This window comes from Campylobacter sp. FU_497 (assembly GCF_025772425.1).
Taxonomy (GTDB): Bacteria; Campylobacterota; Campylobacteria; order Campylobacterales; family Campylobacteraceae; genus Campylobacter_D; species Campylobacter_D lari_C.
In genome coordinates this window covers 72,163-92,164 of record NZ_JAKMSC010000003.1, presented here as the reverse complement: position 1 = coordinate 92,164, position 20,002 = coordinate 72,163, and the positions used below count along the sequence as shown (strand labels likewise).

At 29.5% G+C, this 20,002-nt stretch carries 20 protein-coding genes; 11 read left to right on the top strand and 9 right to left on the bottom strand.

Annotated features, from left to right (window positions below; translation table 11 throughout):
* The gene (gene gpmI, locus L8W68_RS02575; protein WP_263674892.1) at positions 1 to 1,479 is read right to left on the bottom strand and encodes a 2,3-bisphosphoglycerate-independent phosphoglycerate mutase; all 1,479 of its coding nucleotides are present in this window, start codon (positions 1,477 to 1,479) and stop codon (positions 1 to 3) included.
* 78 nt (positions 1,480 to 1,557) lie between these two features.
* Between gpmI and mraY the strand changes: the two genes are divergently transcribed.
* Together mraY and murD are read left to right on the top strand one after the other, a co-directional pair.
* Positions 1,558 to 2,616: a phospho-N-acetylmuramoyl-pentapeptide-transferase gene (mraY, locus tag L8W68_RS02570; RefSeq protein ID WP_263674891.1), complete on the top strand. Its 1,059-nt coding sequence runs from the start codon at positions 1,558 to 1,560 to the stop codon at positions 2,614 to 2,616.
* Positions 2,616 to 3,815 (top strand): UDP-N-acetylmuramoyl-L-alanine--D-glutamate ligase, encoded by a 1,200-nt coding sequence (gene murD, locus L8W68_RS02565; protein ID WP_263674890.1) that lies wholly within the window; start codon positions 2,616 to 2,618, stop codon positions 3,813 to 3,815. The genes mraY and murD overlap by 1 nt, the downstream gene beginning before the upstream one ends.
* Here murD and L8W68_RS02560 read toward each other — a convergent pair.
* Positions 3,807 to 4,670: a LysR family transcriptional regulator gene (locus L8W68_RS02560; RefSeq protein WP_263674889.1), complete on the bottom strand. Its 864-nt coding sequence runs from the start codon at positions 4,668 to 4,670 to the stop codon at positions 3,807 to 3,809. The genes murD and L8W68_RS02560 overlap by 9 nt on opposite strands.
* 104 nt (positions 4,671 to 4,774) lie before the next feature.
* Here L8W68_RS02560 and L8W68_RS02555 point away from each other — a divergent pair, with 104 nt between their 5' ends.
* The gene (locus L8W68_RS02555; RefSeq protein ID WP_263674888.1) at positions 4,775 to 5,809 is read left to right on the top strand and encodes a YeiH family protein; all 1,035 of its coding nucleotides are present in this window, start codon (positions 4,775 to 4,777) and stop codon (positions 5,807 to 5,809) included.
* A gap of 2 nt (positions 5,810 to 5,811) precedes the next feature.
* Here the strand turns inward: L8W68_RS02555 and L8W68_RS02550 are convergent, their stop codons facing one another.
* Positions 5,812 to 6,663, bottom strand: coding sequence for a hypothetical protein (locus L8W68_RS02550; protein ID WP_263674887.1), 852 nt, complete (start codon positions 6,661 to 6,663; stop codon positions 5,812 to 5,814).
* 205 nt (positions 6,664 to 6,868) lie between these two features.
* On the opposite strand from L8W68_RS02550, the gene L8W68_RS02545 reads away from it, so the two are divergent.
* Positions 6,869 to 7,471, top strand: a complete 603-nt coding sequence (locus L8W68_RS02545) for a BspA family leucine-rich repeat surface protein (RefSeq protein ID WP_263674886.1) — start codon at positions 6,869 to 6,871, stop codon at positions 7,469 to 7,471.
* Between the two features lie 12 nt (positions 7,472 to 7,483).
* Here L8W68_RS02545 and L8W68_RS02540 read toward each other — a convergent pair whose 3' ends face one another.
* Genes L8W68_RS02540 through prfB form a run of 3 tightly spaced genes read right to left on the bottom strand, consistent with a single transcriptional unit; the run spans position 7,484 to position 10,129 of the window.
* On the bottom strand, positions 7,484 to 8,173 hold the full coding sequence (locus L8W68_RS02540; RefSeq protein WP_263674885.1) for a potassium channel family protein: 690 nt from the start codon (positions 8,171 to 8,173) through the stop codon (positions 7,484 to 7,486).
* On the bottom strand, positions 8,173 to 9,009 hold the full coding sequence (locus L8W68_RS02535; protein WP_263674884.1) for a universal stress protein: 837 nt from the start codon (positions 9,007 to 9,009) through the stop codon (positions 8,173 to 8,175). Before L8W68_RS02535 ends, L8W68_RS02540 begins: the two co-directional genes overlap by 1 nt.
* 19 nt (positions 9,010 to 9,028) lie before the next feature.
* Positions 9,029 to 10,129, bottom strand: coding sequence for a peptide chain release factor 2 (gene prfB / locus L8W68_RS02530; protein ID WP_047207962.1), 1,101 nt, complete (start codon positions 10,127 to 10,129; stop codon positions 9,029 to 9,031).
* Positions 10,130 to 10,206: 77 nt separating this feature from the next.
* On the opposite strand from prfB, the gene rimO reads away from it, so the two are divergent.
* Positions 10,207 to 11,523, top strand: coding sequence for a 30S ribosomal protein S12 methylthiotransferase RimO (gene rimO, locus L8W68_RS02525; protein ID WP_263674883.1), 1,317 nt, complete (start codon positions 10,207 to 10,209; stop codon positions 11,521 to 11,523).
* Positions 11,516 to 12,475, top strand: a complete 960-nt coding sequence (tilS, locus tag L8W68_RS02520; RefSeq protein ID WP_263674882.1) for a tRNA lysidine(34) synthetase TilS — start codon at positions 11,516 to 11,518, stop codon at positions 12,473 to 12,475. The genes rimO and tilS overlap by 8 nt, the downstream gene beginning before the upstream one ends.
* Here the strand turns inward: tilS and L8W68_RS02515 are convergent.
* Both L8W68_RS02515 and L8W68_RS02510 read right to left on the bottom strand, forming a co-directional pair.
* A complete protein-coding gene (locus L8W68_RS02515) occupies positions 12,456 to 13,823 on the bottom strand; it encodes a phosphomannomutase/phosphoglucomutase (RefSeq protein WP_263674881.1) in 1,368 nt (455 codons plus the stop codon). The genes tilS and L8W68_RS02515 overlap by 20 nt on opposite strands.
* A 1-nt stretch (position 13,824) precedes the next feature.
* The gene (locus tag L8W68_RS02510; protein WP_263674880.1) at positions 13,825 to 14,829 is read right to left on the bottom strand and encodes a GGDEF domain-containing protein; all 1,005 of its coding nucleotides are present in this window, start codon (positions 14,827 to 14,829) and stop codon (positions 13,825 to 13,827) included.
* A gap of 53 nt (positions 14,830 to 14,882) precedes the next feature.
* Between L8W68_RS02510 and L8W68_RS02505 the strand changes: the two genes are divergently transcribed.
* From L8W68_RS02505 to L8W68_RS02495, 3 genes are read left to right on the top strand one after another with little or no spacing between them, the layout of a single operon-like run.
* Positions 14,883 to 16,457, top strand: a complete 1,575-nt coding sequence (locus L8W68_RS02505; protein WP_263674879.1) for an ABC-F family ATP-binding cassette domain-containing protein — start codon at positions 14,883 to 14,885, stop codon at positions 16,455 to 16,457.
* Positions 16,454 to 16,786, top strand: a complete 333-nt coding sequence (locus L8W68_RS02500) for a hypothetical protein (protein ID WP_039617462.1) — start codon at positions 16,454 to 16,456, stop codon at positions 16,784 to 16,786. Before L8W68_RS02505 ends, L8W68_RS02500 begins: the two co-directional genes overlap by 4 nt.
* A gap of 50 nt (positions 16,787 to 16,836) precedes the next feature.
* The gene (locus L8W68_RS02495) at positions 16,837 to 17,169 is read left to right on the top strand and encodes a hypothetical protein (RefSeq protein ID WP_039617460.1); all 333 of its coding nucleotides are present in this window, start codon (positions 16,837 to 16,839) and stop codon (positions 17,167 to 17,169) included.
* Between the two features lie 18 nt (positions 17,170 to 17,187).
* Here L8W68_RS02495 and L8W68_RS02490 read toward each other — a convergent pair whose 3' ends face one another.
* On the bottom strand, positions 17,188 to 17,769 hold the full coding sequence (locus L8W68_RS02490; RefSeq protein WP_257928522.1) for an IMPACT family protein: 582 nt from the start codon (positions 17,767 to 17,769) through the stop codon (positions 17,188 to 17,190).
* Between the two features lie 74 nt (positions 17,770 to 17,843).
* On the opposite strand from L8W68_RS02490, the gene galU reads away from it, so the two are divergent.
* Both galU and L8W68_RS02480 read left to right on the top strand, forming a co-directional pair.
* Positions 17,844 to 18,674 (top strand): UTP--glucose-1-phosphate uridylyltransferase GalU, encoded by an 831-nt coding sequence (gene galU, locus L8W68_RS02485; RefSeq protein WP_087700679.1) that lies wholly within the window; start codon positions 17,844 to 17,846, stop codon positions 18,672 to 18,674.
* Positions 18,664 to 19,887 (top strand): glucose-6-phosphate isomerase, encoded by a 1,224-nt coding sequence (locus tag L8W68_RS02480; protein WP_263674918.1) that lies wholly within the window; start codon positions 18,664 to 18,666, stop codon positions 19,885 to 19,887. The genes galU and L8W68_RS02480 overlap by 11 nt, the downstream gene beginning before the upstream one ends.
* Positions 19,888 to 20,002 lie beyond the last annotated feature (115 nt).

Here is a 20,002-nt window from a genome sequence, read left to right as displayed (position 1 = left end):
TTAAAATAAAGCCTCATCCATTTCTTTTGGAATAGGTAAGTTTAAAATTTTAAGCACACTTGGTGCTATATTACTAAGCCCCATACCTTTTTTAAGCTTTTCTACTCCTTTAGCTTCTACAAAGGCAAAAACATCAAAGGTTGTGTGATTAGTGAGCATATTTTCATTTTCATCCCTCATTGCTTCACAATTTCCATGATCTGAAGTAATAATAAAAGCATAATCATACTCTCTTGCTTTAGCAATAACCCTACCCAAACACTCATCCACACATTCAACCGCACTAATTGCAGCTTCAAAATCACCCGTATGTCCTACCATATCACCATTTGCAAAATTTACTACGATAAAATCCATACCATTTTCTATACCCTTAATTACCTCATCTGCTACTTCTTTTGCGCTCATTTGAGGTTTTTCATCGTATGTTTTTACCTTAGGACTTGGAATTAAAACTCTTGTTTCATTACACTCTAATTCTTCTTTTCCCCCATTAAAGAAAAAGGTTACATGAGCGTATTTTTCTGTTTCAGCTGTGTGAAGTTGGCTTAAATTTGCATTAGCTATCACAGAAGCTAAGGTATTATTTAATTCTTCTTTTTCAAACATCACAGGTAGTTTAAAACTCTCATCATACAAACTCATAGTAATGGCATTTTTTACAAGTACTTCTTTTGAAAATTCATTAAAGCTTTCTTGGGTTAAAGAAGCAACTAATTGACGCATTCTATCATTTCTAAAATTGATAAAAATCACACCATCTTCAGCCTTAATCCCATCAAAGTTTTGACTAATAACTGGTGTTAAAAACTCATCTGTGATATTTTCATCATAGCTTTTTTGTATAAATTGTGCAAAATCATCACACTTTTGTGCCTTAGCAAATAAAGCATCATAATAAGACTTAACCCTATCATAGCGCTTATCTCTATCCATAGCATAAAATCTTCCCGATAAAGAAGCAAAATTAACCCCTTCTTTTTTGCAAAATTCCTGTAAAGATTTTATAAATTCTAAACCTGAATTTGGAGGACAATCTCTACCATCACTAATTGCATGCGCAAAAACTTCTTTATTTTCTTGCTTACAAATTTTTAAAAGTGCATTAAAATGTGTATGCATAGAATGCACCCCACCATCACTATAAAGCCCTATAATATGCACTCTTTTACATTTTTGCAATAAATCTTTTAAAGCCTTATTATCTTTTAAAGTATCATTTTCTATGGCTTTATTTATCTTGACTAAATTTTGATAGATTATGCGTCCGCTACCTATACACATATGCCCTACTTCGCTATTACCCATTTGACCTTCAGGTAAGCCAACCGCTAAACCGCTTGTTTTTATCAAAACATTAGGGGTATTTTCAAAAAGCTTATCATAAGTTGGCTTTTTAGCATGAAAAAAAGCATTAAAGTTTGAATTTGTATTATGTCCTATACCATCTGTGATTATCAAAATACATTTTTGACTCATTTTTTACTCTTTTTTATAATTTATTTATGTGATTTTACTAAAATTATGCTTTTAAAAAACAAATACAAGGTTAAAATTTTGCTTTATCTTACAGAATATACAAATTATATGTTTTTTTCTTATATTAGCGTGCGTGCTGGTTTTGCATTTTTTATCGCTTTGTTTTTGAGTTTGTATTTAATGCCAAAATTTATTAAATGGGCTCAAAATAAAAAAGCAAATCAACCTATTTATGAATACGCTCCACAATCACACCAAGCTAAATCTCACACCCCTACTATGGGTGGGCTTGTTTTTATCTTTGCTACTATCATAGCAAGTGTTTTAAGTGCTGATTTAAACAATAGTTTTGTAATTGTTGGATTATTATGTTTGGTATTATTTTGCACTATAGGTTTAGTGGATGATTTAGGGAAAATTTTAAAAAAAGACAATCATGCAGGATTAAGCCCAAAAATGAAGCTTCTAGGGCAATTTAGTGCTGCTTTTATCTGTGTTGGGTTATTATATTTATTTGATATAAATACTGAATTTTATTTACCTTTTTACAAACATGCTATTTTTGATAGTGGTATGTTTATGTTGTTTTTATGGATTTTAGTTATTGTATCAAGCTCTAATGCTGTAAATTTAACCGATGGGCTTGATGGTCTTGCAACTGTGCCTTCTATATTTTCTCTTTTAAGCCTTGGTGCTTTTTTGTATTTAAGTGGAAATGCTATTTATAGTTCTTATTTATTTTTACCTAAAATTCAAGGACTAGGAGAACTTGTGGTGCTAAGCTCAGCTTTGGTTGGTGCGCTTATGGGATTTTTGTGGTATAACTGCTATCCTGCACAAGTTTTTATGGGAGATAGTGGGAGTTTAAGTATAGGGGCATTTTTAGGCTATCTTGGTATAGTAAGCAAAAATGAAATTTTACTTTTACTTATAGGTTTTGTATTTGTTTTAGAAACTATTTCAGTGATTTTGCAAGTAGGAAGTTTTAAAATCTTTAATAAAAGAGTATTTAAAATGGCACCTATTCATCATCATTTTGAAAAAATAGGTTGGGTGGAAAATAAAATCATCGTGCGTTTTTGGATGATAGCCTTACTTGCAAATATCATTGCATTAATTAGTATAAAGTTAAGATAATGAAAATTTCACTTTTTGGATACGGAAAAACAACCAAAGCTTTTGCACAGCGTTTTGGAAATTGCGATATTTATGATGATCATTTTACAAGTATAAGTAAAGATGAATTTGGCAATACACTTTTACCACCTTGTGAATTTGATCCCTTAAAAAGTGACTTAGAAATTCCAAGTCCTGGCTTTCCAAGTGATCATCTTCTCACACAGCAAGCAAGAAATTTAAGTAGCGAGTATGATTTTTTTTACGATGGCATGCCAAAAAGTGTTTGGATAAGCGGAACAAATGGCAAAACCACCACCACTCAAATGACACACCATCTTTTAAAACACATTAACGCACAAATGGGAGCAAACATAGGAATTCCTTTAGCGCAAATGAACGCTAATGCTAAATTATGGATTTTAGAAAGCTCATCTTTTTCACTTTTTTACACCAAAGAAGCTAAACCTGAAATTTATGCACTTTTACCTATCACACCTGATCATCTTTCTTGGCATAAAAGCTTTGAAAACTACGAGCAAGCAAAGCTTAGCGTGCTTGAAAGAATGAATGAAAATGATGTGGTAATTTTACCTAAAAAATATGAGGCTTATCCAACCCATGCTTATGTTATAAGCTATGAAGATGAGCAAGATTTAGCTAAAAAAATGCAAATTGACTTAGAAAAAATTCATTTTAAAACCCCATTTTTACTTGATGCACTTATTGCTTTAAGTATAGAAAAAATCATACTAGATCGTTGCTCTTACGAGCTTTTAAATGAATTTAAAATAGAAAAAAATAAACTTGAAGAAATATTTGATCATAAAAATAGACTTTGGGTAAATGATACTAAAGCAACTAATCTTGATGCTAGTTTAGCTGCTCTTAAACGCTATAAGGATAAAAAAATTCATCTTATCATAGGTGGCGATGATAAGGGAGTGGATTTAAGTGCTTTATTTACTTTTATGAAAGAGCTTGATATAGAGCTTTATGCCATAGGAAAAAGCACTAATAAAATGCTTGAATATGCTAAAAATGCTAATTTAAAAGCACATTTTTGCGAGTTTTTACCTAAAGCAGTAGAAAAAATCAATCAAAACTTAACTAATGATGAAGTAGCCCTGCTAAGCCCTGCTTGTGCGAGTTTAGATCAGTTTAAATCTTATGAAGAAAGAGGGGAGCTTTTTAAAAAATGTATTCAAGAGCTAAACTAAATCTTTTTGAACGCAAAGTTTTAAAAACTCACATAAATTTATAAATTTCTTGCTTGGCTCTTTATTTTTATGATAAATCAAGCAAAGCTCTCTTGAAATTTTAAAATTTTTTAACCTCACTTCAAATAAGCTTTTAACTTCAAGTTCTTCTTTAACACTAAATTTAGGTAAAACTGCTAAAAAATCACCTTTTTTAACTAACTCTTTTATCATAGCAGTTGAGTTTAACTCATAAACTAAATTAAGTCTTACATCTTTAGGCAAAGCATTTAAAAACACTTCTTTTACACCTGAACCTTGCTCACGACTTAGCCATTTAAAATCCTTTAACTCATCTATGAAAAATTCTTTTTTGAAGTCATTTTTACTCACCACAATAAGCTCATCATCACAAATTTTAATCTTTTTTATATCCTTATCTTTGCAAATCCCTTCAATCAAACCTATATCGATTTCTTTATCTAAAATATCTTTGATGATATTTTGACTATTATCCAAAGACAAATTTAACTTGATATTTTCTGCCTTTTGATCTAAAAAAGATCCTAGTAAATAAGTGCCTACATTTTGACTCACTTTCATACTTATTTCATAGCTTTGATCATCTTGCATTGCTTTTTCTATGCGCTCAAATTCTAAAATCAAAGGTGTGATTTGTTTTAAAAAAACTTTTCCTTTTTCATTTAAGCTTAAAAATTTAGCATTTCTATCAAAAAGCTTGGTGTTTAAACTTTTTTCAAGTTCAAATATAGCTAAAGATAAAGCAGATTGAGTTATATTTAATTCTTTAGCACAAGCTCTTAAATTTAAATTTCTACACAAGGCTTGAAAATATTTTATTTGTTTAAAAGTCATAAGCACTCTTTTGATAAATATTTTTAATCATTATATCAAATAAAATTAATTTTACTTATCATAAAAAAATCATTAATATTACAAAAACAAAAAAAGGAAAATTCATGCATAAAAATATATATAAAAATAGAAAATTTGAAGCTTTTTTACTGCTTTTTACTCTTGCTTTTTGTGCTTTTGCAATTTCTAAGCTTAATTTTTTTAAAAATCTTGGAATTTCAGCTTTAATCATAGCCGTGATTTTGGGAGCTTTAATAGGAAATTTAGCACATCAAAATGCAAATTTACTTAAAAAATCAGGAGTTTTAAACATAGCAACAAAAGAAATTTTGAGACTTGGGATTATACTTTATGGCTTTAGAATTACTTTTAATGATTTAGAAAAAGTTGGATTAAATGGAATTTTATTAGCATTTTTAGTGGTGTTTTCTACCTTTTTTATAGGACTTTTACTAGGAAAATTATTTAAACTTGATCTTAAAGAAAGCATACTTGTAAGTAGTGGCTCAAGCATTTGTGGAGCAGCTGCTGTGATGGCAAGTGAGAGCATTGTTAAAGGTGGCTCTGCTAAAGTTGGCGTGGCAGTTTGCACTGTGGTTGTGTTTGGAACTTTGGGGATGTTTTTATATCCTTTGGCTTGGAATTTAGGCTGGTTTGATTTTTTTAGTTTAAAGCAAATGGGGTATTTCATGGGAGCAAGCTTGCATGAAGTTGCACATGCTGTTGCAGCAGGTGAAGCTGTGCAAGCAGGAGATAGTGCTGTCATAGAAAAAATGATGCGTGTTTTAATGCTAGTGCCTTTTTTGATTTTCTTAAGTCTTTTTTCATTGAAATTTCTAAGCAAAAATAATGAAAAAATTTCCATTAAAGCAAATATTCCTTATTTTGCCTTATGGTTTTTATTTGCATGTGGAATTAGCTCACTTGAGATATTAAATACCAATTTTGCGCTTAGCTATATAAAACCAAGCATACAAACCATAGACACACTTTTGCTTTCTATGGCTATGGTAGCTTTGGGAGTAAATATCCATAAAAATATTTTAAAAAATGCAGGTTTTAAACCATTTTTGATGGCATTGTTGTTATTTACATGGCTTATATTTTTTTGCATACTTATTATAAGATTAATATCATAAAACTATATTTTTTTAAACAATCTTTTTTTTAATTTTCTTAAATTATACACATATTTATATCCAAAAAAATCTCTTTTTCTAATCATATCTTTAATTTGTTCCATTTCTTCAGAGGTATTTGGAAAAAATATTTTTTCTCTAGCACAAAGCACTGCTTTTTCTCCGATATGATAACCTTTTCCATGAACAAATGCTATACTATATTTCTCTCGTAATATATTCCATATGCTTTGATCATGTCTACTTTCCTTAAAACACGTAAAATTCTGAAGTCGGGATGGGCTATCATCTATAAAATTCCAATGTTGATAATATACATCCATCCATTCTTGTATGATCTTTATATTTTGAGTTGTTTTTTTTATACCAATAAAACCAGCTCCATAGGTAAATGAATTTAAAAATTTTTCGTTATTGTGTAATCCATAAAAAACCAAAGTATCCATTTTTTGGTATTCTTTCTCAATACTTTTTACCTGCATTCCTACTATTTCATTTTCATTGATAAAATCTAAATCTTCTAACAGCTGCTTTCTTTTTTTTGGATTAAAAGTAAAACCTATATCTAAATACAAAAGAATGTCATTTTCTTGCATTTGTTCTAAAGTCATTAATATAACTTTGGGCTTCCAACACCAATACCCAAAACCTCTAGTGATTTTTTTATCTTTTGTATAAAACTTATCTTTAAAATAATTTTTAAAATCTAAAGGCAAACTAGCCTCTGTATGAATAATGATATCATCAAACACATTCATTGCTTCTGCTTGTAGTTTAAATCTATAAATTGAAGTCCCGAGTCTAGTATCAGCAAAACTACACAAGTATATATTATTTTTTGAATTATTTTCCATTGTTATGATCTTTTTTTGTAAATTAGTTCTGTTGAAATTATACTATATTTATTATAGTTTTTTTGTATTTTATAATATGTTTCATAATGAAACATATTATAGTATTTTATATTTTTTATTAATTTAATATTTATTTTTTACTACTTTATATTTAAATAGTATTATAATTGCGTTGAAAGAAAATAAATACCAAAAAGGAGCTAACATGTTTACGCCTAAAACAAAATGTGAATTAGTTGCTCTTGTTAGAGAAGAGCTTATTGCCTTAGATGAAATCGATGTAAGCTTAATCACGGATATGTCTTATTTGTTCTATTATTCTACTAGAACTAACTTTGATGGTATAGAAAAGTGGAATGTATCAAATGTTAAAGATATGTCTTATATGTTTTATTGTTGCAAAAGCTTTAATCATGATATTTCTAAATGGAATGTTAGAAATGTTGAAAACATGGAAGGAATGTTTTTTGATTGTGAATCTTTTGATCAAGACTTATCTTCTTGGAATATGTCAAATGTTAAAGATACTAAGTATATGTTTTGTAATTGTCTTAAATTTAATCATAAAGTAGAAAATTGGGATGTGCATAATGCCGTTACAATGGCACATATGTTTGAAAACTGCAAACAATTTAATCAAGATTTATCAAGATGGGATGTACACAATGCTAAAACAATGGCGTTTTTATTGTACAATTGTACTAATTTTCATCATGATGTTAAAAAATTAGATATTAACAAAAACTGCAATGTTCAAAAAATACTAGGACATGAAGAAATACAAAATAAATATGCTATAAAACATTAATCGCAAGGTAAGCTATTGCTTACCTGCTTGGTTAATCCAAAGCCCCATAGCAATCACAACAATCACTTGCCCTAAAAATCCTTGAAATACGCTAAATAATCTTAACAAAGAACTAACAGGTGTTACATCGCCAAAACCTATCGTTAGCATAGTAACTCCGCTAAAATAATAACAATCAACCAAACCTTTTATTCTATTTTGAATTTGAGGTTTTAAGTCATCATTTAAAGACCAAAAATTATGAATTCCTCTTATAGGGGTTTGAAACTGCACTTCTATGATTTTTTCTTGCAAATCCACAATATCTAAATTTTCATTTTTTTGAGTAGCTATTAACATTCTATTATAATTATCTACATCGCAAGAAAAATAATACAAATTCCCATACGCAAACCATATCAAAACATAAGCATATAAAATAATAAAAAATTTTTCTTTAATATTAATCTTACTACTAAAAGCAGCCCAAATACTAATAAGCAAAAACATCATCAATGCTATAGCCACCATAATAGGAATAATATTTAAAATTAAAAATAAAATTTCAGAAGTAATTTTACCTGTTGCATAAATAGCAAGTTCATCAAATAAAAAACTACAAAACAAAGGCACCATAGCAAGCAAAGTCCAAACAAAAAGAAATTGTTTGGTGCTTTTATGATAAATGCTAATATAGTGATTTAAAAGTCTATGGTGCAACATTAGCGAATCAGCAATAAAGGTTTTTTAGCCTTAGTTAAAATATCATTTGTCAAACTACCAAATAAAATACTTTTTAACCAGTGATGTGAATAAGCCCCCATAATCAATAAATCTATATCATTTTGCTCACCAAAATCAAATAAAGCTTGAGTAATCTCTCCACTTAAATGCTGAGTTTGTACATTTAAATTTGCTTCTTTAAAAATTTGACTTACTTGAGCTAACAACTCACAAGAAGCTTTTTCATCTTTAGAAACATTTACTACATAACGCTTTGCTTCTTTAAAAATAGGTCTTTTAATGGCTTGCTCTATGGCCTTTTTAGCCAAATTACTCCCATCATAAGCCATCATCACACTTTTAATCTCTTTAAAAGCAGAATTTACAAGTAAAATAGGCACATTTAAAGCTCTTACTAATTCTTCTGTATGAATACCTATTTTATTTTTCTTACCCCCGCCTTTTAAACCTGCTATGGCTAATCTTATTTGATCATTATATTCTTTTAAAACCTCTTCTAAGTCTCCATCTCTTTGCACACTAAAGCATTCTTTTACACCTTGTTCTTTTGCATAAGCACAAAATTCTTCTAAAATTCTTTGCCCTTTTTTGCAAAGATTTTCATTTTTTTGACTTTGCTCTTCTACCAAATCTTCAATCACACATCCGCTAGCGCCTATGCCAAAACTACAAGCTAATTCAGCATTGGTAAAATTTGGTTCTATAGTGTATAAAAACATTAAAGGTAAATCTAGCTTTTTAGCTAAATACACCCCATAATGCAAACTTTCCCTACAAGGCTCTAAAACATCCACACAAACTAAAATTTTTTCCATTTAATATCCTTTTGTAGTATTAATCTTGTGCTTTTTGAGCTATTAAAACACCTTCTATGATTTTTTTAATATCCCCATCTAAGATATTATCAACCTGTGAAAAAGCTTCATTTGAACGTGTGTCTTTGACTTGTTGATAAGGAAAAAGCACATAAGAGCGGATTTGATGACCCCAGCCTATCTCACTTTTTTCGCTTGAATTTGCTTCATCTTGTTGTTTCATAAGCTCAAGCTCATAAAGGCGTGATTTTAGCATTTTAAAGGCAGTTGCTTTGTTTTTATGCTGGCTTCTATCGTTTTGACATTGCACTACTATACCACTTGGCATATGAGTTATACGCACTGCTGATTCGGTTTTATTAACATGCTGTCCACCTGCCCCGCTTGCTCTATAATAATCAATCCTTATATCTTTTTCTTCAATTTCTATTTCTATATCATCATCAAGTTCAGGAGAAACCATCACACTAGAAAAACTCGTATGACGACGTCCTGCACTATCAAATGGAGAAGTTCTTACTAAACGATGAATGCCATTTTCAGCTTTTAAATACCCATAAGCATTTTCACCTTTTACTAAAAAGCTAACATCTTTAAGTCCTGCTTCTTCGCCCTCTTGAAAGTCAAGTGTTTCTACTTTAAAGCCTTCTCTTTCACAAAATCTCAAATACATCCTATAAAGCATGCTAGCCCAGTCATTACTCTCCGTTCCACCTGCTCCTGGGTGAATGGAAACTATAGCATTTTTACCATCATTTTCCCCACTTAAAAGCATAGAAATTTCAAGATTTACAATAAGATCTTCTAGCTTATTTGCGTCTTCAAATAAAGCTTCTATAGTATCTAAATCATTTTCACTATTTGCTAGATCAAAAAGCTCACTAGCGTCATTTAAAGCATTGAAAGCGTTCTCGTAGTTTTTTAATAAATTTGAAATTTTAGTTTTTTCTTTACCTATCACTCCTGCTTGTTTTACATCACTCCAAAAAGAAGGGGAATTTTCTAAATTTTCTATTTCTTTTAATCTTGCTTTTATCTCTTCAGGCTTAATAATAGAAGCTATATTTCCAACTTTGTTTTTTAATTTTTTTAAAAGTTCGCTGTATTCGTAATTATCCATAAAAATTTTCTTTCTAATTTTGATATAATTTAATCTTATAATTTTAGCAAAAAAATAAAACATTTAAAGTGAGAAATATGCCAAAACTTTTTTTAATGTCTTTAGGTTGTAATAAAAATTTAGTTGATAGTGAAATCATGCTTGGAAGATTAAGTGATTATGAAATTTGTGATGAGCCAAGCTTAGCTGATGTTTTGATTGTAAATACCTGTGGCTTTATAGATAGTGCTAAAAAAGAAAGTATAAATGCGATTTTAGACCTACACGAGCAAAGAAAAAAAGATTCATTGTTAGTTGTAACAGGTTGTTTAATGCAGCGCTACCGCGAAGAATTAATGAAAGAACTACCTGAAGTTGATCTTTTTACCGGTGTGGGAGATTATGAAAAAATTGATGAAATGATACTTAAAAAAACTAATCTTTTTTCAAATTCTACTTACTTACAAGATAAAAATACCAATCGTGTAATCACAGGATCAAACTATCATGCTTTTATCAAAATAGCTGAAGGGTGCAATCAAAAATGTTCATTTTGCGCTATACCAAGTTTTAAAGGCAAACTTAAATCAAGAAGCTTAGAAAGTATTATAAATGAAGTAAAAGAACTTGTTAAAAAAGGCTATAAAGACTTTTCTTTTATTGCTCAAGATACAAGTTCGTATTTGTTTGATCAAGATCAAAAAGATGGACTTTTAAATCTTATTGAAGCTATAGAAAATATCCAAGGTATAAAAGCTGCTAGAATTTTATATCTATACCCAACAAGCATTAGCAAAGAAGTAATAGAAAAAATCATTCAATCAAAAGTTTTTGTAAATTACTTTGACATGCCTTTGCAACACATCAGTGATAATATGCTTAAAATCATGAAACGCGGAGCTAACAAAGCTAAATTAATCGAGCTTTTAAATTTAATGAAACAAGCTCCAAATTCATTTTTACGCACAGGTTTTATAGTAGGACACCCTGGAGAAAGTGATGAGGACTTTGAAGAATTATGCGCTTTTATAAAAGAATTTGGTTTTGATAGAATTAGTGTTTTTGCTTATTCTAAAGAAGAAGATACTGCAGCTTTTGAAATGGAGCAAATTCCTAGTAAAATCATCAATGCAAGATTAAAAGTGATAGAAAAAATTGTTGATGATTGCATAGAAAAAAGCTTTAATCAACAAGTTGGTAAAAAGACTTTAGCATTTTGTGAAGGTCAAAGCTCTGAAGGAGAATTTTTCATCGGCGCAAAAGATTTGCGTTGGGATAGAAATATAGATGGAGAAATTCTTATCAGTGAAAGTGATTGTGGCGATTTAGAAATGGGTGAGCTTTATGAGTGTGAAATCACGCAGAGCTTAGATAAAAAACTCATTGCAAAAGCTTTAAGAAAGTTTAATGATTGATAGCAAATATTTAAATCATTTAAAGCAAGGGAAAAATCTTTTAGCATTTTCTCATGGGAGTGATTCTAGTGCTTTATTTTTCATGCTTTTAGAAAAAAATGTAGATTTTGACCTTGCTTTTATAAACTACAAAACTCGCAAAAATAGCGATAAAGAAGAGCAAAGTGCCAAAGAATTAGCCAAGCATTTTCATAAAAAAATTTACATCAAAACTGCACCCAAGATAACAAAAAATTTCGAAGCCCATGCAAGAGCTTTGCGTTATGAGTTTTTTAAAGAACTTTGCAAAAATCACTCTTATGATAATCTTTTACTAGCTCATCATTTAAATGATAAACTGGAATGGTTTTTAATGCAATTTTCCAAAGGTGCAGGACTTAGAGAATTACTTGGTTTTAAAGATATTGAAAAAAGAAAATATTTTACTATCATAAGACCCTTGCTTGAAATTCCAAAAGAAGAAATTTCAAACTATCTAAAAGACAACAATATCGCTTATTTTCATGATGAGAGTAATGATGATGAAAAATATTTTAGAAATTTCATACGCAAAAATTTTGCTAATGAGTTTTTAAAGCTTTATCCAAATGGAGTAAAAAAAAGCTTTAAATACCTAGAAAAAGACTTAAAAGAAGAAAATATTTGTGAATTTAAAAATATTTACATTACTCATAAAGATGAAAGTTTAATCGCAAAATGCTTTAAAAAACTTGGAGTACTTTTAAGTGCTAAACAAAGACAAGAAGCTTTAAAAGGCGATGGAGTGATTTCGCATAAAATAGGCATTGTTTATATACAAGAAAAAGTTTTGATTTTTCCTTTTGTAAGTTGTGAGAAAATGTCAAAAGAATTTAAAGAAATTTATAGAAAAGCAAAAATCCCTAAACTCTTAAGAGCATATTTATACACAAAAAATATTGATGTAAAAGAACTTATGCAAGCTCTTTTATGATTTCTTCAAAAAGTTCTTTTACTCTTGTTTCTAAAAAGTCTTTAAATTCAGCACTTGTAGCTTCAGCACGCATGATAAGATATGGACTTGTATTAGAAGCACGCAAAAGCGCCCAGCCTTCTTTAAAGGTAATTCTAACTCCGTCAATTTCATTACAATCAAGCACATTTTCAAAAGCATTTGCTTTTATTTTTTCTTTAAATTTTTCTATGATTTGAAATTTATTTTCTTCACTAACCTTAAGCTTAATCTCTTCACTTGCATAAAGTTTTGGTAATTCTTTAACTAATTTTTCTATATCAAAACCATTTGCTAAAAGCTCTAAAGTTCTTAAAAATGCATAAATTCCATCATCATAACCAAAATATCTATCTTTAAAGAAAATATGCCCGCTAAGCTCTGCTGCTATGTCTATATTTTGCTCTTTCATCATTTTTTTAATATTAGAATGCCCGGTCTTACCCATCATGATAAAACCAAATTTAGCTACCTCATCGAAAAGATTTTTAGAACATTTTACTTCACCTAAAACTCTAGGATTTTTTATATTTTTAGCAAATAAATAGCAAAGCTCATCGCCCTTAAATACATAATCTTTACTTGCAACCACCAAGCGATCTCCATCTCCGTCAAAAGCAAAGCCCATTTTTGCATTTTCATTTTCTTTTAGCGCAACTTGCAATGCGTGTAAATTTTCAAGCTCTGTTGGATCGGGCGCGTGATTTGGGAAATTTCCATCAGGATTTTCAAATAAAATTTGTGCATTAAGATTTAATTTTTCCACCAAAGGCTTTATAATCACTCCAGTAGCTCCATTTGCACAATCAATAATGATTTTTTCTTTATAGCCCTTAAGATGTGAAAAATGTTTAGCTAAAAAGTCTATATATAAGCTTTTAATATCATAATTTTCATATCTTAAATCATCATTGATTTCAAGTTCTAAATACTCTTGCACTTTTAAAGAAAGCTTTTTCAAATCAGCACCAAAAAAACTTTCTTTATTAATCGTTATTTTAAAGCCATTGTATTCTTTTGGATTATGCGAACCTGTTATCATGATATTTGCATCAAAAATATCATCAAAAAACAAGCTAAAATATCCCATAGGAGTTGGTGCTAAGCCTATATTGAAAACTTGCATATTAGCTTTATTTAAACCGCTGATTAAATAGTTAAAAAGTTCATTTGCACTATATCTTGCATCATAGCCTACGCTTACTTTCTCACAACCCCTTGATTTCATTTCTAAACCCAAAGCATAGCCTATAGCTTTTACACTTTTTCCATTTAACTCACTTGGGTAAAGCCCTCTTATATCATACTCTCTAAAAATCAAATCTAACATTTTAATCCTTTTGTCTTCTAAGTTCTAATTTTGCTTGTTTTAAACTTTCTTCTATGTTTTCATTTTTGCTTGATAAACAAAGTTTAATTTCTAACTTTACATTTTGTTCTTTAAATTCAAAACAATATTTTTGCATAAAATTTTCAAGCATTTGAAGCTTGCTTTGTACAAAAGCCATACTTTCATTTTCAAATACAATAATAAAATAATCCTTATCATCTTTAAAAACCCTAGCATGTAAAGCTTTTTTTAAAATCCTAGCAAATTCATGCATTATAAACTCACCCATTTTTGAGTCTTTTTGATGATAAATTTCATTGATATTTTTTACTTCAATCAAGGCTAAATGAAAATTTTCAAGTCCTTGGGCATATCTTCTTAAGGCCTTTAAATTTGGCAAATTGGTTAAAGTGTCAAAAAAGGCTATTTTATAAGCTTTATACACTAAAAATCCTATCAATACCAAAGAAGCAAATTCATAATAACCCAAATCAACACTATTGTAAAATAAAAATTGCACGCTCAAGCCCATATAAGCTAGCAAAAAATGAAAATCATTATTTTTAAAATATGAAAATAATAAAAATATCATTCCTACCCAAAACACACAAAAGCTTAACTCACTAATAGGCTTAAAAAATTGCGTTGAAAGGCCAAAAATTTCACTTGTAATGCTTGCATTAAAATTAGTACTTGTGCTAAGTATTAACGCTACAAAACCCATAAAGGCTAAATACGCAAATTTAATAAAATTAATTCTTTCAAAAACAAGCTTACTATCTTGCAAAAAAACAAAAAGCACAAAAGAAAAAGGTAAAAATACCGAGATAAACAAATGCGCTTGATATTCACTTGCCACTAAAGATAAAGCCCTAGCACATAAAATCAACAAAAGCAAGAAAAAAATCTTATTTTGCTTAAAAAAATAAGCTAAAAATAAAGCTAAGATATTAAAAACCAAAGTCATACTAGGCAATGTTTTTAACAATAAATACGAAAAATCCAAAATAATAAACCTTTTTTTGTTAAAATTATAGCAAAAATATTTTAAGGATATTAATGGTAGAAGTAAAAAATCTCACTATGCGTTTTGCAAATCAACTTTTATTTGAAGATGTAAATTTAAAATTAAACCGTGGTGAAAGATATGGACTTATAGGCGCAAATGGCGCAGGAAAATCAACCTTTTTAAAAATTCTCTCAGGCGAAATAGAATCAAGCAGTGGAGAAATTTGTATAGATCCAAATTTAAAAATCGCTGTATTAGGACAAGATCAATTTGCTTTTGAAAACTACACTATCAAAGATGCGGTAATGTGTGCAAATAAAAGATTATATGATGCGCTAAAAGAAAAAGAAAAACTTTATATGAGTGAAGAATTTACCGATGAAATCAACGATAGATTAAGCGAGCTTGAAATCATAACAGCAGAAGAAGATCCAAACTATGATTGCGAGCTTAGATGTGAAAAAATTCTTAGCTCTTTAAATATAAAAGATTTTAATGCTCTCATGAGCACTTTACAAAGTGCGGATAAATTTAAAGTTTTATTAGCACAAGTGTTATTTTTAGGTGCTGATGTGTTATTTTTAGATGAGCCTACAAACAACCTTGACTTAGAAGCTATTTCTTGGCTTGAAAATGAGCTTTTAAGACATGAGGGAACTTTAGTAGTAATTAGCCATGATAGACATTTTCTAAATAAAGTTTGTACAAGAATTTTAGATGTGGATTTTAAACAAATACGTGATTTTGCTGGAAATTATGATGATTGGTACATGGCTTCAACTTTACTTGCCAAACAAGCCGAACTCAAACGCGATAAAACCTTAAAAGAAAGAGAAGAATTAGAAAATTTCATACGTCGTTTTAGTGCTAATGCTTCAAAAGCTAAGCAAGCTACAAGCAGGGCTAAAGCTTTAGAAAAACTTGAACTTGAAGAGATTAAAACTTCAAGCAGGCGTGATCCTAGCATAGTTTTTAGAACAAATAGAGAAATAGGAAATGAAGTTTTAGAATTAAAAGGTATTAGCAAAGCTTATGATAAAACTTTATTTGAGAATTTAGAATTAAAATTAGAAAAAGGTGATAAAATAGCCTTAATTGGCGCAAATGGTGTTGGGAAAAGCACTTTAGCTAAAATCATCGCATCAAAATTAGAACCTGATAGTGGCCACATCCACCTTGGCGCTACCATAGAAATGGGATATTTTTCACAAGATACAACGAATTTAATCAATGAAAATTTGAAACTTTATGAATGGTTAATGAGTGAAAAATTCAAAGATTTAGATGAAATTCGCAAATGTCTTGGTAGAATGCTCTTTAGCGGAAGCGATCAAGAAAAAATGGCTTCTAGTTTAAGTGGAGGTGAAAAACACCGCTTAATGCTTTCAAAATTAATGTTAGAGCGTGGAAATTTCTTACTTTTGGATGAACCGGATAATCATTTAGATCTTGAAAGTATCATTGCATTAGGTGAAGCTTTGTATAATTTCAAAGGTTGTGTGATATGCATAAGCCACGATAGAGAGCTAATTAGCGCTTTTGCTAATCGTATATGGTTTTTAGAAGATGGAAAATTAACAGACTTTAAAGGAAGTTATGACGAATTTTTAGGAGGTTTAGAATGAATTCGTTTAAGATAAAATATGCAGCTGGTTTTGGACATTTTACTCAAAATCACAGAGGTTTTGGCCCAACTATTTATGTAGAAGAAAGTATTGATTTTCAAAGCGAAAAAGATTATTTTGACTATGTTGAATTTTATGAAAAATTCAGCAAAGAAGATGATACTTATTTTCACATTTCATTTTTAGAAGATCGCCCTTTAACTTCTCAAGAATTAGAAAGTAGAAATGCCTATAGAAAACTAAGAGATGAGCGCTGTAATAAAGCCAGAGAAGAGTTTATTAAAAACAATGAAATAGAAGCTGAATACTATCCAACTCATGGCGATTAAGGAATGATTTTTGCTTGTTTTTTCCTTGTAATATTTTGAAAGGAGAAAACATGCAAGTTAACCATGATAATTTATCGGTTAAAGAGTATGGATATGGTCAAAGTAGTGCTTATAAAAGCACTCAAGGAGCTAATGAAGACTTTATGTCTTTACTTAGTCAAAACAATAGTGAAAATTTAAACGAGCAAAGCATAAAACTTGATGAGCTTTTTTCAAAAGCTATGAGTCAAGATCAATTTAGCACAGGAATTTTTAGCTCAAATATGTCAAATATTTATAATTATCGTTTTAGAGGACAAAACGAAACTCCTATGCAAGCTAATATAGAAGAAAAACAAGAGCCACAAAAAGATATGGTAAAAGATCTTTTAAGTTCTTTATAAAATGAAGTAAGCAAACGCTTACTTCCAAACAAGTCCACTAAATTCAAACTCTTTTGCAAATTTTTTAAATTCCTCTTCTTCTTTAGCATTAACGCTTAAAATCAATTCAACATTTTCTTGAAATTTTTTTTCATATGAAATGTTATTTTTATTCAAAAAATGCTCAAATCTTGCATAAAGATGAAAAGGAATGTTTAAAATTAAAATATTTTTAGCTTCAAATTCTAAAAGCGTTGCGTTTAAAATAGCTTCATTTGTAGCTTCACTATAAGCTCTTACAAGACCGCCTGTACCAAGTTTAATCCCTCCAAAATAACGCACCACAATCACCGCGCAATTAACAAGCAAAGCCCCTCTTAAGACATTCAAACAAGGCATTGCAGAAGTTCCTTTTGGTTCACCATCATCGCTTTTATCTTCTATGATTTGATCAAATTCATTTAAATACCTATAAGCATATACAAAATGCACGGCTTTTAAATGCTCATTTCTTAGCTTTTGCATTAAAGTTTGAAAATCTTCAAAAGGACATAAAAAAGACAAAAAAGTTGATTTTTTGATTTCTATTTTTGCTTGATAAATTTGATCAATGGTTTTCATTTTTTCCTTAAATTAGTTATAATATTTAAATAAAATTATAATCAAAACAACTTATAAAAATTTAAGGATAAACTATGCTTCAAACTTGTATTTTTCCTGCAGCAGGTTATGGTACTAGATTTTTACCTGCTACAAAAACCCTACCTAAAGAAATGCTACCTATACTAACTAAGCCTTTAATTCATTATGGTGTAGATGAGGCTTTAGAAGCTGGTATGGAAACTATGGGTTTTGTTACAGGGCGTGGAAAAAGAGCTTTGGAGGATTATTTTGATATTTCTTATGAACTTGAGCATCAAATTGCGGGTACTAAAAAAGAATATCTTTTAAGTGAAATAAGAACACTCATAGATCGTTGCACTTTTACTTTTACAAGACAAAATGAAATGAAAGGCTTAGGAGATGCGGTTTTAAAAGCAAAGCCTTTAGTACAAGATGAAGCTTTTGGGGTAATTTTGGCAGATGATTTATGTGTGAATGAAGACGGGGTAAATGTCCTAGCTCAAATGGTAAAAATTTATGAAAAATACCGCTGCTCTGTTATAGCTGTAATGGAAGTTGAAGCCAATCAAGTTTCAAACTATGGGGTTATAGCTGGAAATGCTGTGGAAGAGGATTTAATCATGGTAAATTCTATGGTAGAAAAACCTGATCCAAAAGATGCTCCAAGTAACTTAGCTATCATAGGAAGATACATTCTAACGCCTGATATTTTTGGCATTTTAGAAAATACCAAAGCAGGTAAAAATGGAGAAATTCAACTTACCGATGCCTTACTTTCACAAGCAACTAATAATATGGTTTTAGCTTATAAATTCAAAGGAAAAAGATTTGATTGTGGAAGCGTAGAAGGCTTTGTGGAAGCGACAAATTATTTTTATGAGAAAAGTAAAAATGCTAAATAATACTTTATTTTTTAAAACCCAAGATTTTAAAAAAATCACCGCTTATGCAAATAGAATGAATGATGAGTTAGAAAGTGGCGATATAGGGTATTATCACTTAGTAGATACAAGCTTTGATTTAATCAAAGAAAGCAAAGAATTTATCGCTACTAAAACTCATATAGAAAATATCGTTTTAGTAGGTATGGGTGGATCAAGTTGTGGGGTTAAAGCTTTAAAAGAGCTTTTATTTGATCAAGTAGAAGAAAAAAAACTTTTTATTATTGACAATACCTCCTCACATACTTTTACCCAAACTATGCAAAAAATAAATCCCCAAAAAACACTTTTCATTATAGCAAGCAAATCAGGTACAACTATAGAGGTGATTTCTTTATTTAAACTCATCATTGCTCATTTTGGTTTTAAAAATGAAAATTTACACGAAAACTTTGTGTTTATTACTGATTTTGAGTCAAAACTTCACAAACTAGGAGAAGAATTAAACATAAAATGCTTTTTTATACCTAAAAATGTTGGGGGTAGATTTAGTGTTTTATCTGCCATTGGTATTGTTCCTTTGAGCTTTTGTGGCTATGATACTAAAGCCTTATTAGAAGGTGCAAAAGCTTGTTATGTGGATTTTTTTGAGAAAAAATGTGATCAAATTTTGCAAAAGGCTTATCATTACTGCACACATAAAAGTGCGCATATTAATGTGCTTTTTTCTTATGGAGATGCCTTTAAAGGTTTTAATGAATGGTATATTCAACTAATTGCTGAAAGTCTAGGTAAAAAGCAAGGCTTTAAACGCATAGGTTTAACTCCTATTGCTTTAATTGGTGCTAGAGATCAGCATAGCTTTTTACAACTTATCATGGATGGACCCAAAGATAAAACTGTTACTTTTTTAAAAATCAAAGATAGTCAAAAATCTCCTAGTATCCCAAATATAAGCTTTAATCATTTACAAAATTGTGATTTTACTAATGAAGTTAATTTACATAATCTTTTAAACGCGCAATGCGATGCAACTATGCATGCATTAATTGCTGAAAATTTAAGTGTTGATGTAATAGAACTTGAGAAATTAGATGCTTATCACTGTGGGTATTTGATGTATTATTATGAGTTATTTACTTCTGCATGTGGCATTATGCTTGGAATTAACACTTATGATCAACCTGGCGTAGAGGTGGGAAAATTAATACTCAAAAATATATTAAGTAAATAAATTTGCTTTATTGTAAAAAAAGAGTATAATGAAAATATAATAATTATTAACATTAAAATTTATTAGATAATAATAATTATTATTTAAGAATTTTATGTTATAATTTTAAAAATAA

Bases quoted from the DNA above. Each gene is read 5' to 3' on its own strand.
- gpmI (WP_263674892.1), bottom strand. From the start codon at position 1,479: ATGAGTCAAAAATGTATTTTGATAATCACAGATGGTATAGGACATAAT.
- murD (WP_263674890.1), top strand. From the start codon at position 2,616: ATGAAAATTTCACTTTTTGGATACGGAAAAACAACCAAAGCTTTTGCA.
- L8W68_RS02560 (WP_263674889.1), bottom strand. From the start codon at position 4,670: ATGACTTTTAAACAAATAAAATATTTTCAAGCCTTGTGTAGAAATTTA.
- L8W68_RS02555 (WP_263674888.1), top strand. From the start codon at position 4,775: ATGCATAAAAATATATATAAAAATAGAAAATTTGAAGCTTTTTTACTG.
- L8W68_RS02550 (WP_263674887.1), bottom strand. From the start codon at position 6,663: ATGGAAAATAATTCAAAAAATAATATATACTTGTGTAGTTTTGCTGAT.
- L8W68_RS02545 (WP_263674886.1), top strand. From the start codon at position 6,869: ATGTTTACGCCTAAAACAAAATGTGAATTAGTTGCTCTTGTTAGAGAA.
- L8W68_RS02540 (WP_263674885.1), bottom strand. From the start codon at position 8,173: ATGTTGCACCATAGACTTTTAAATCACTATATTAGCATTTATCATAAA.
- L8W68_RS02535 (WP_263674884.1), bottom strand. From the start codon at position 9,009: ATGGAAAAAATTTTAGTTTGTGTGGATGTTTTAGAGCCTTGTAGGGAA.
- prfB (WP_047207962.1), bottom strand. From the start codon at position 10,129: ATGGATAATTACGAATACAGCGAACTTTTAAAAAAATTAAAAAACAAA.
- rimO (WP_263674883.1), top strand. From the start codon at position 10,207: ATGCCAAAACTTTTTTTAATGTCTTTAGGTTGTAATAAAAATTTAGTT.
- tilS (WP_263674882.1), top strand. From the start codon at position 11,516: ATGATTGATAGCAAATATTTAAATCATTTAAAGCAAGGGAAAAATCTT.
- L8W68_RS02515 (WP_263674881.1), bottom strand. From the start codon at position 13,823: ATGTTAGATTTGATTTTTAGAGAGTATGATATAAGAGGGCTTTACCCA.
- L8W68_RS02505 (WP_263674879.1), top strand. From the start codon at position 14,883: ATGGTAGAAGTAAAAAATCTCACTATGCGTTTTGCAAATCAACTTTTA.
- L8W68_RS02500 (WP_039617462.1), top strand. From the start codon at position 16,454: ATGAATTCGTTTAAGATAAAATATGCAGCTGGTTTTGGACATTTTACT.
- L8W68_RS02495 (WP_039617460.1), top strand. From the start codon at position 16,837: ATGCAAGTTAACCATGATAATTTATCGGTTAAAGAGTATGGATATGGT.
- L8W68_RS02490 (WP_257928522.1), bottom strand. From the start codon at position 17,769: ATGAAAACCATTGATCAAATTTATCAAGCAAAAATAGAAATCAAAAAA.
- galU (WP_087700679.1), top strand. From the start codon at position 17,844: ATGCTTCAAACTTGTATTTTTCCTGCAGCAGGTTATGGTACTAGATTT.
- L8W68_RS02480 (WP_263674918.1), top strand. From the start codon at position 18,664: ATGCTAAATAATACTTTATTTTTTAAAACCCAAGATTTTAAAAAAATC.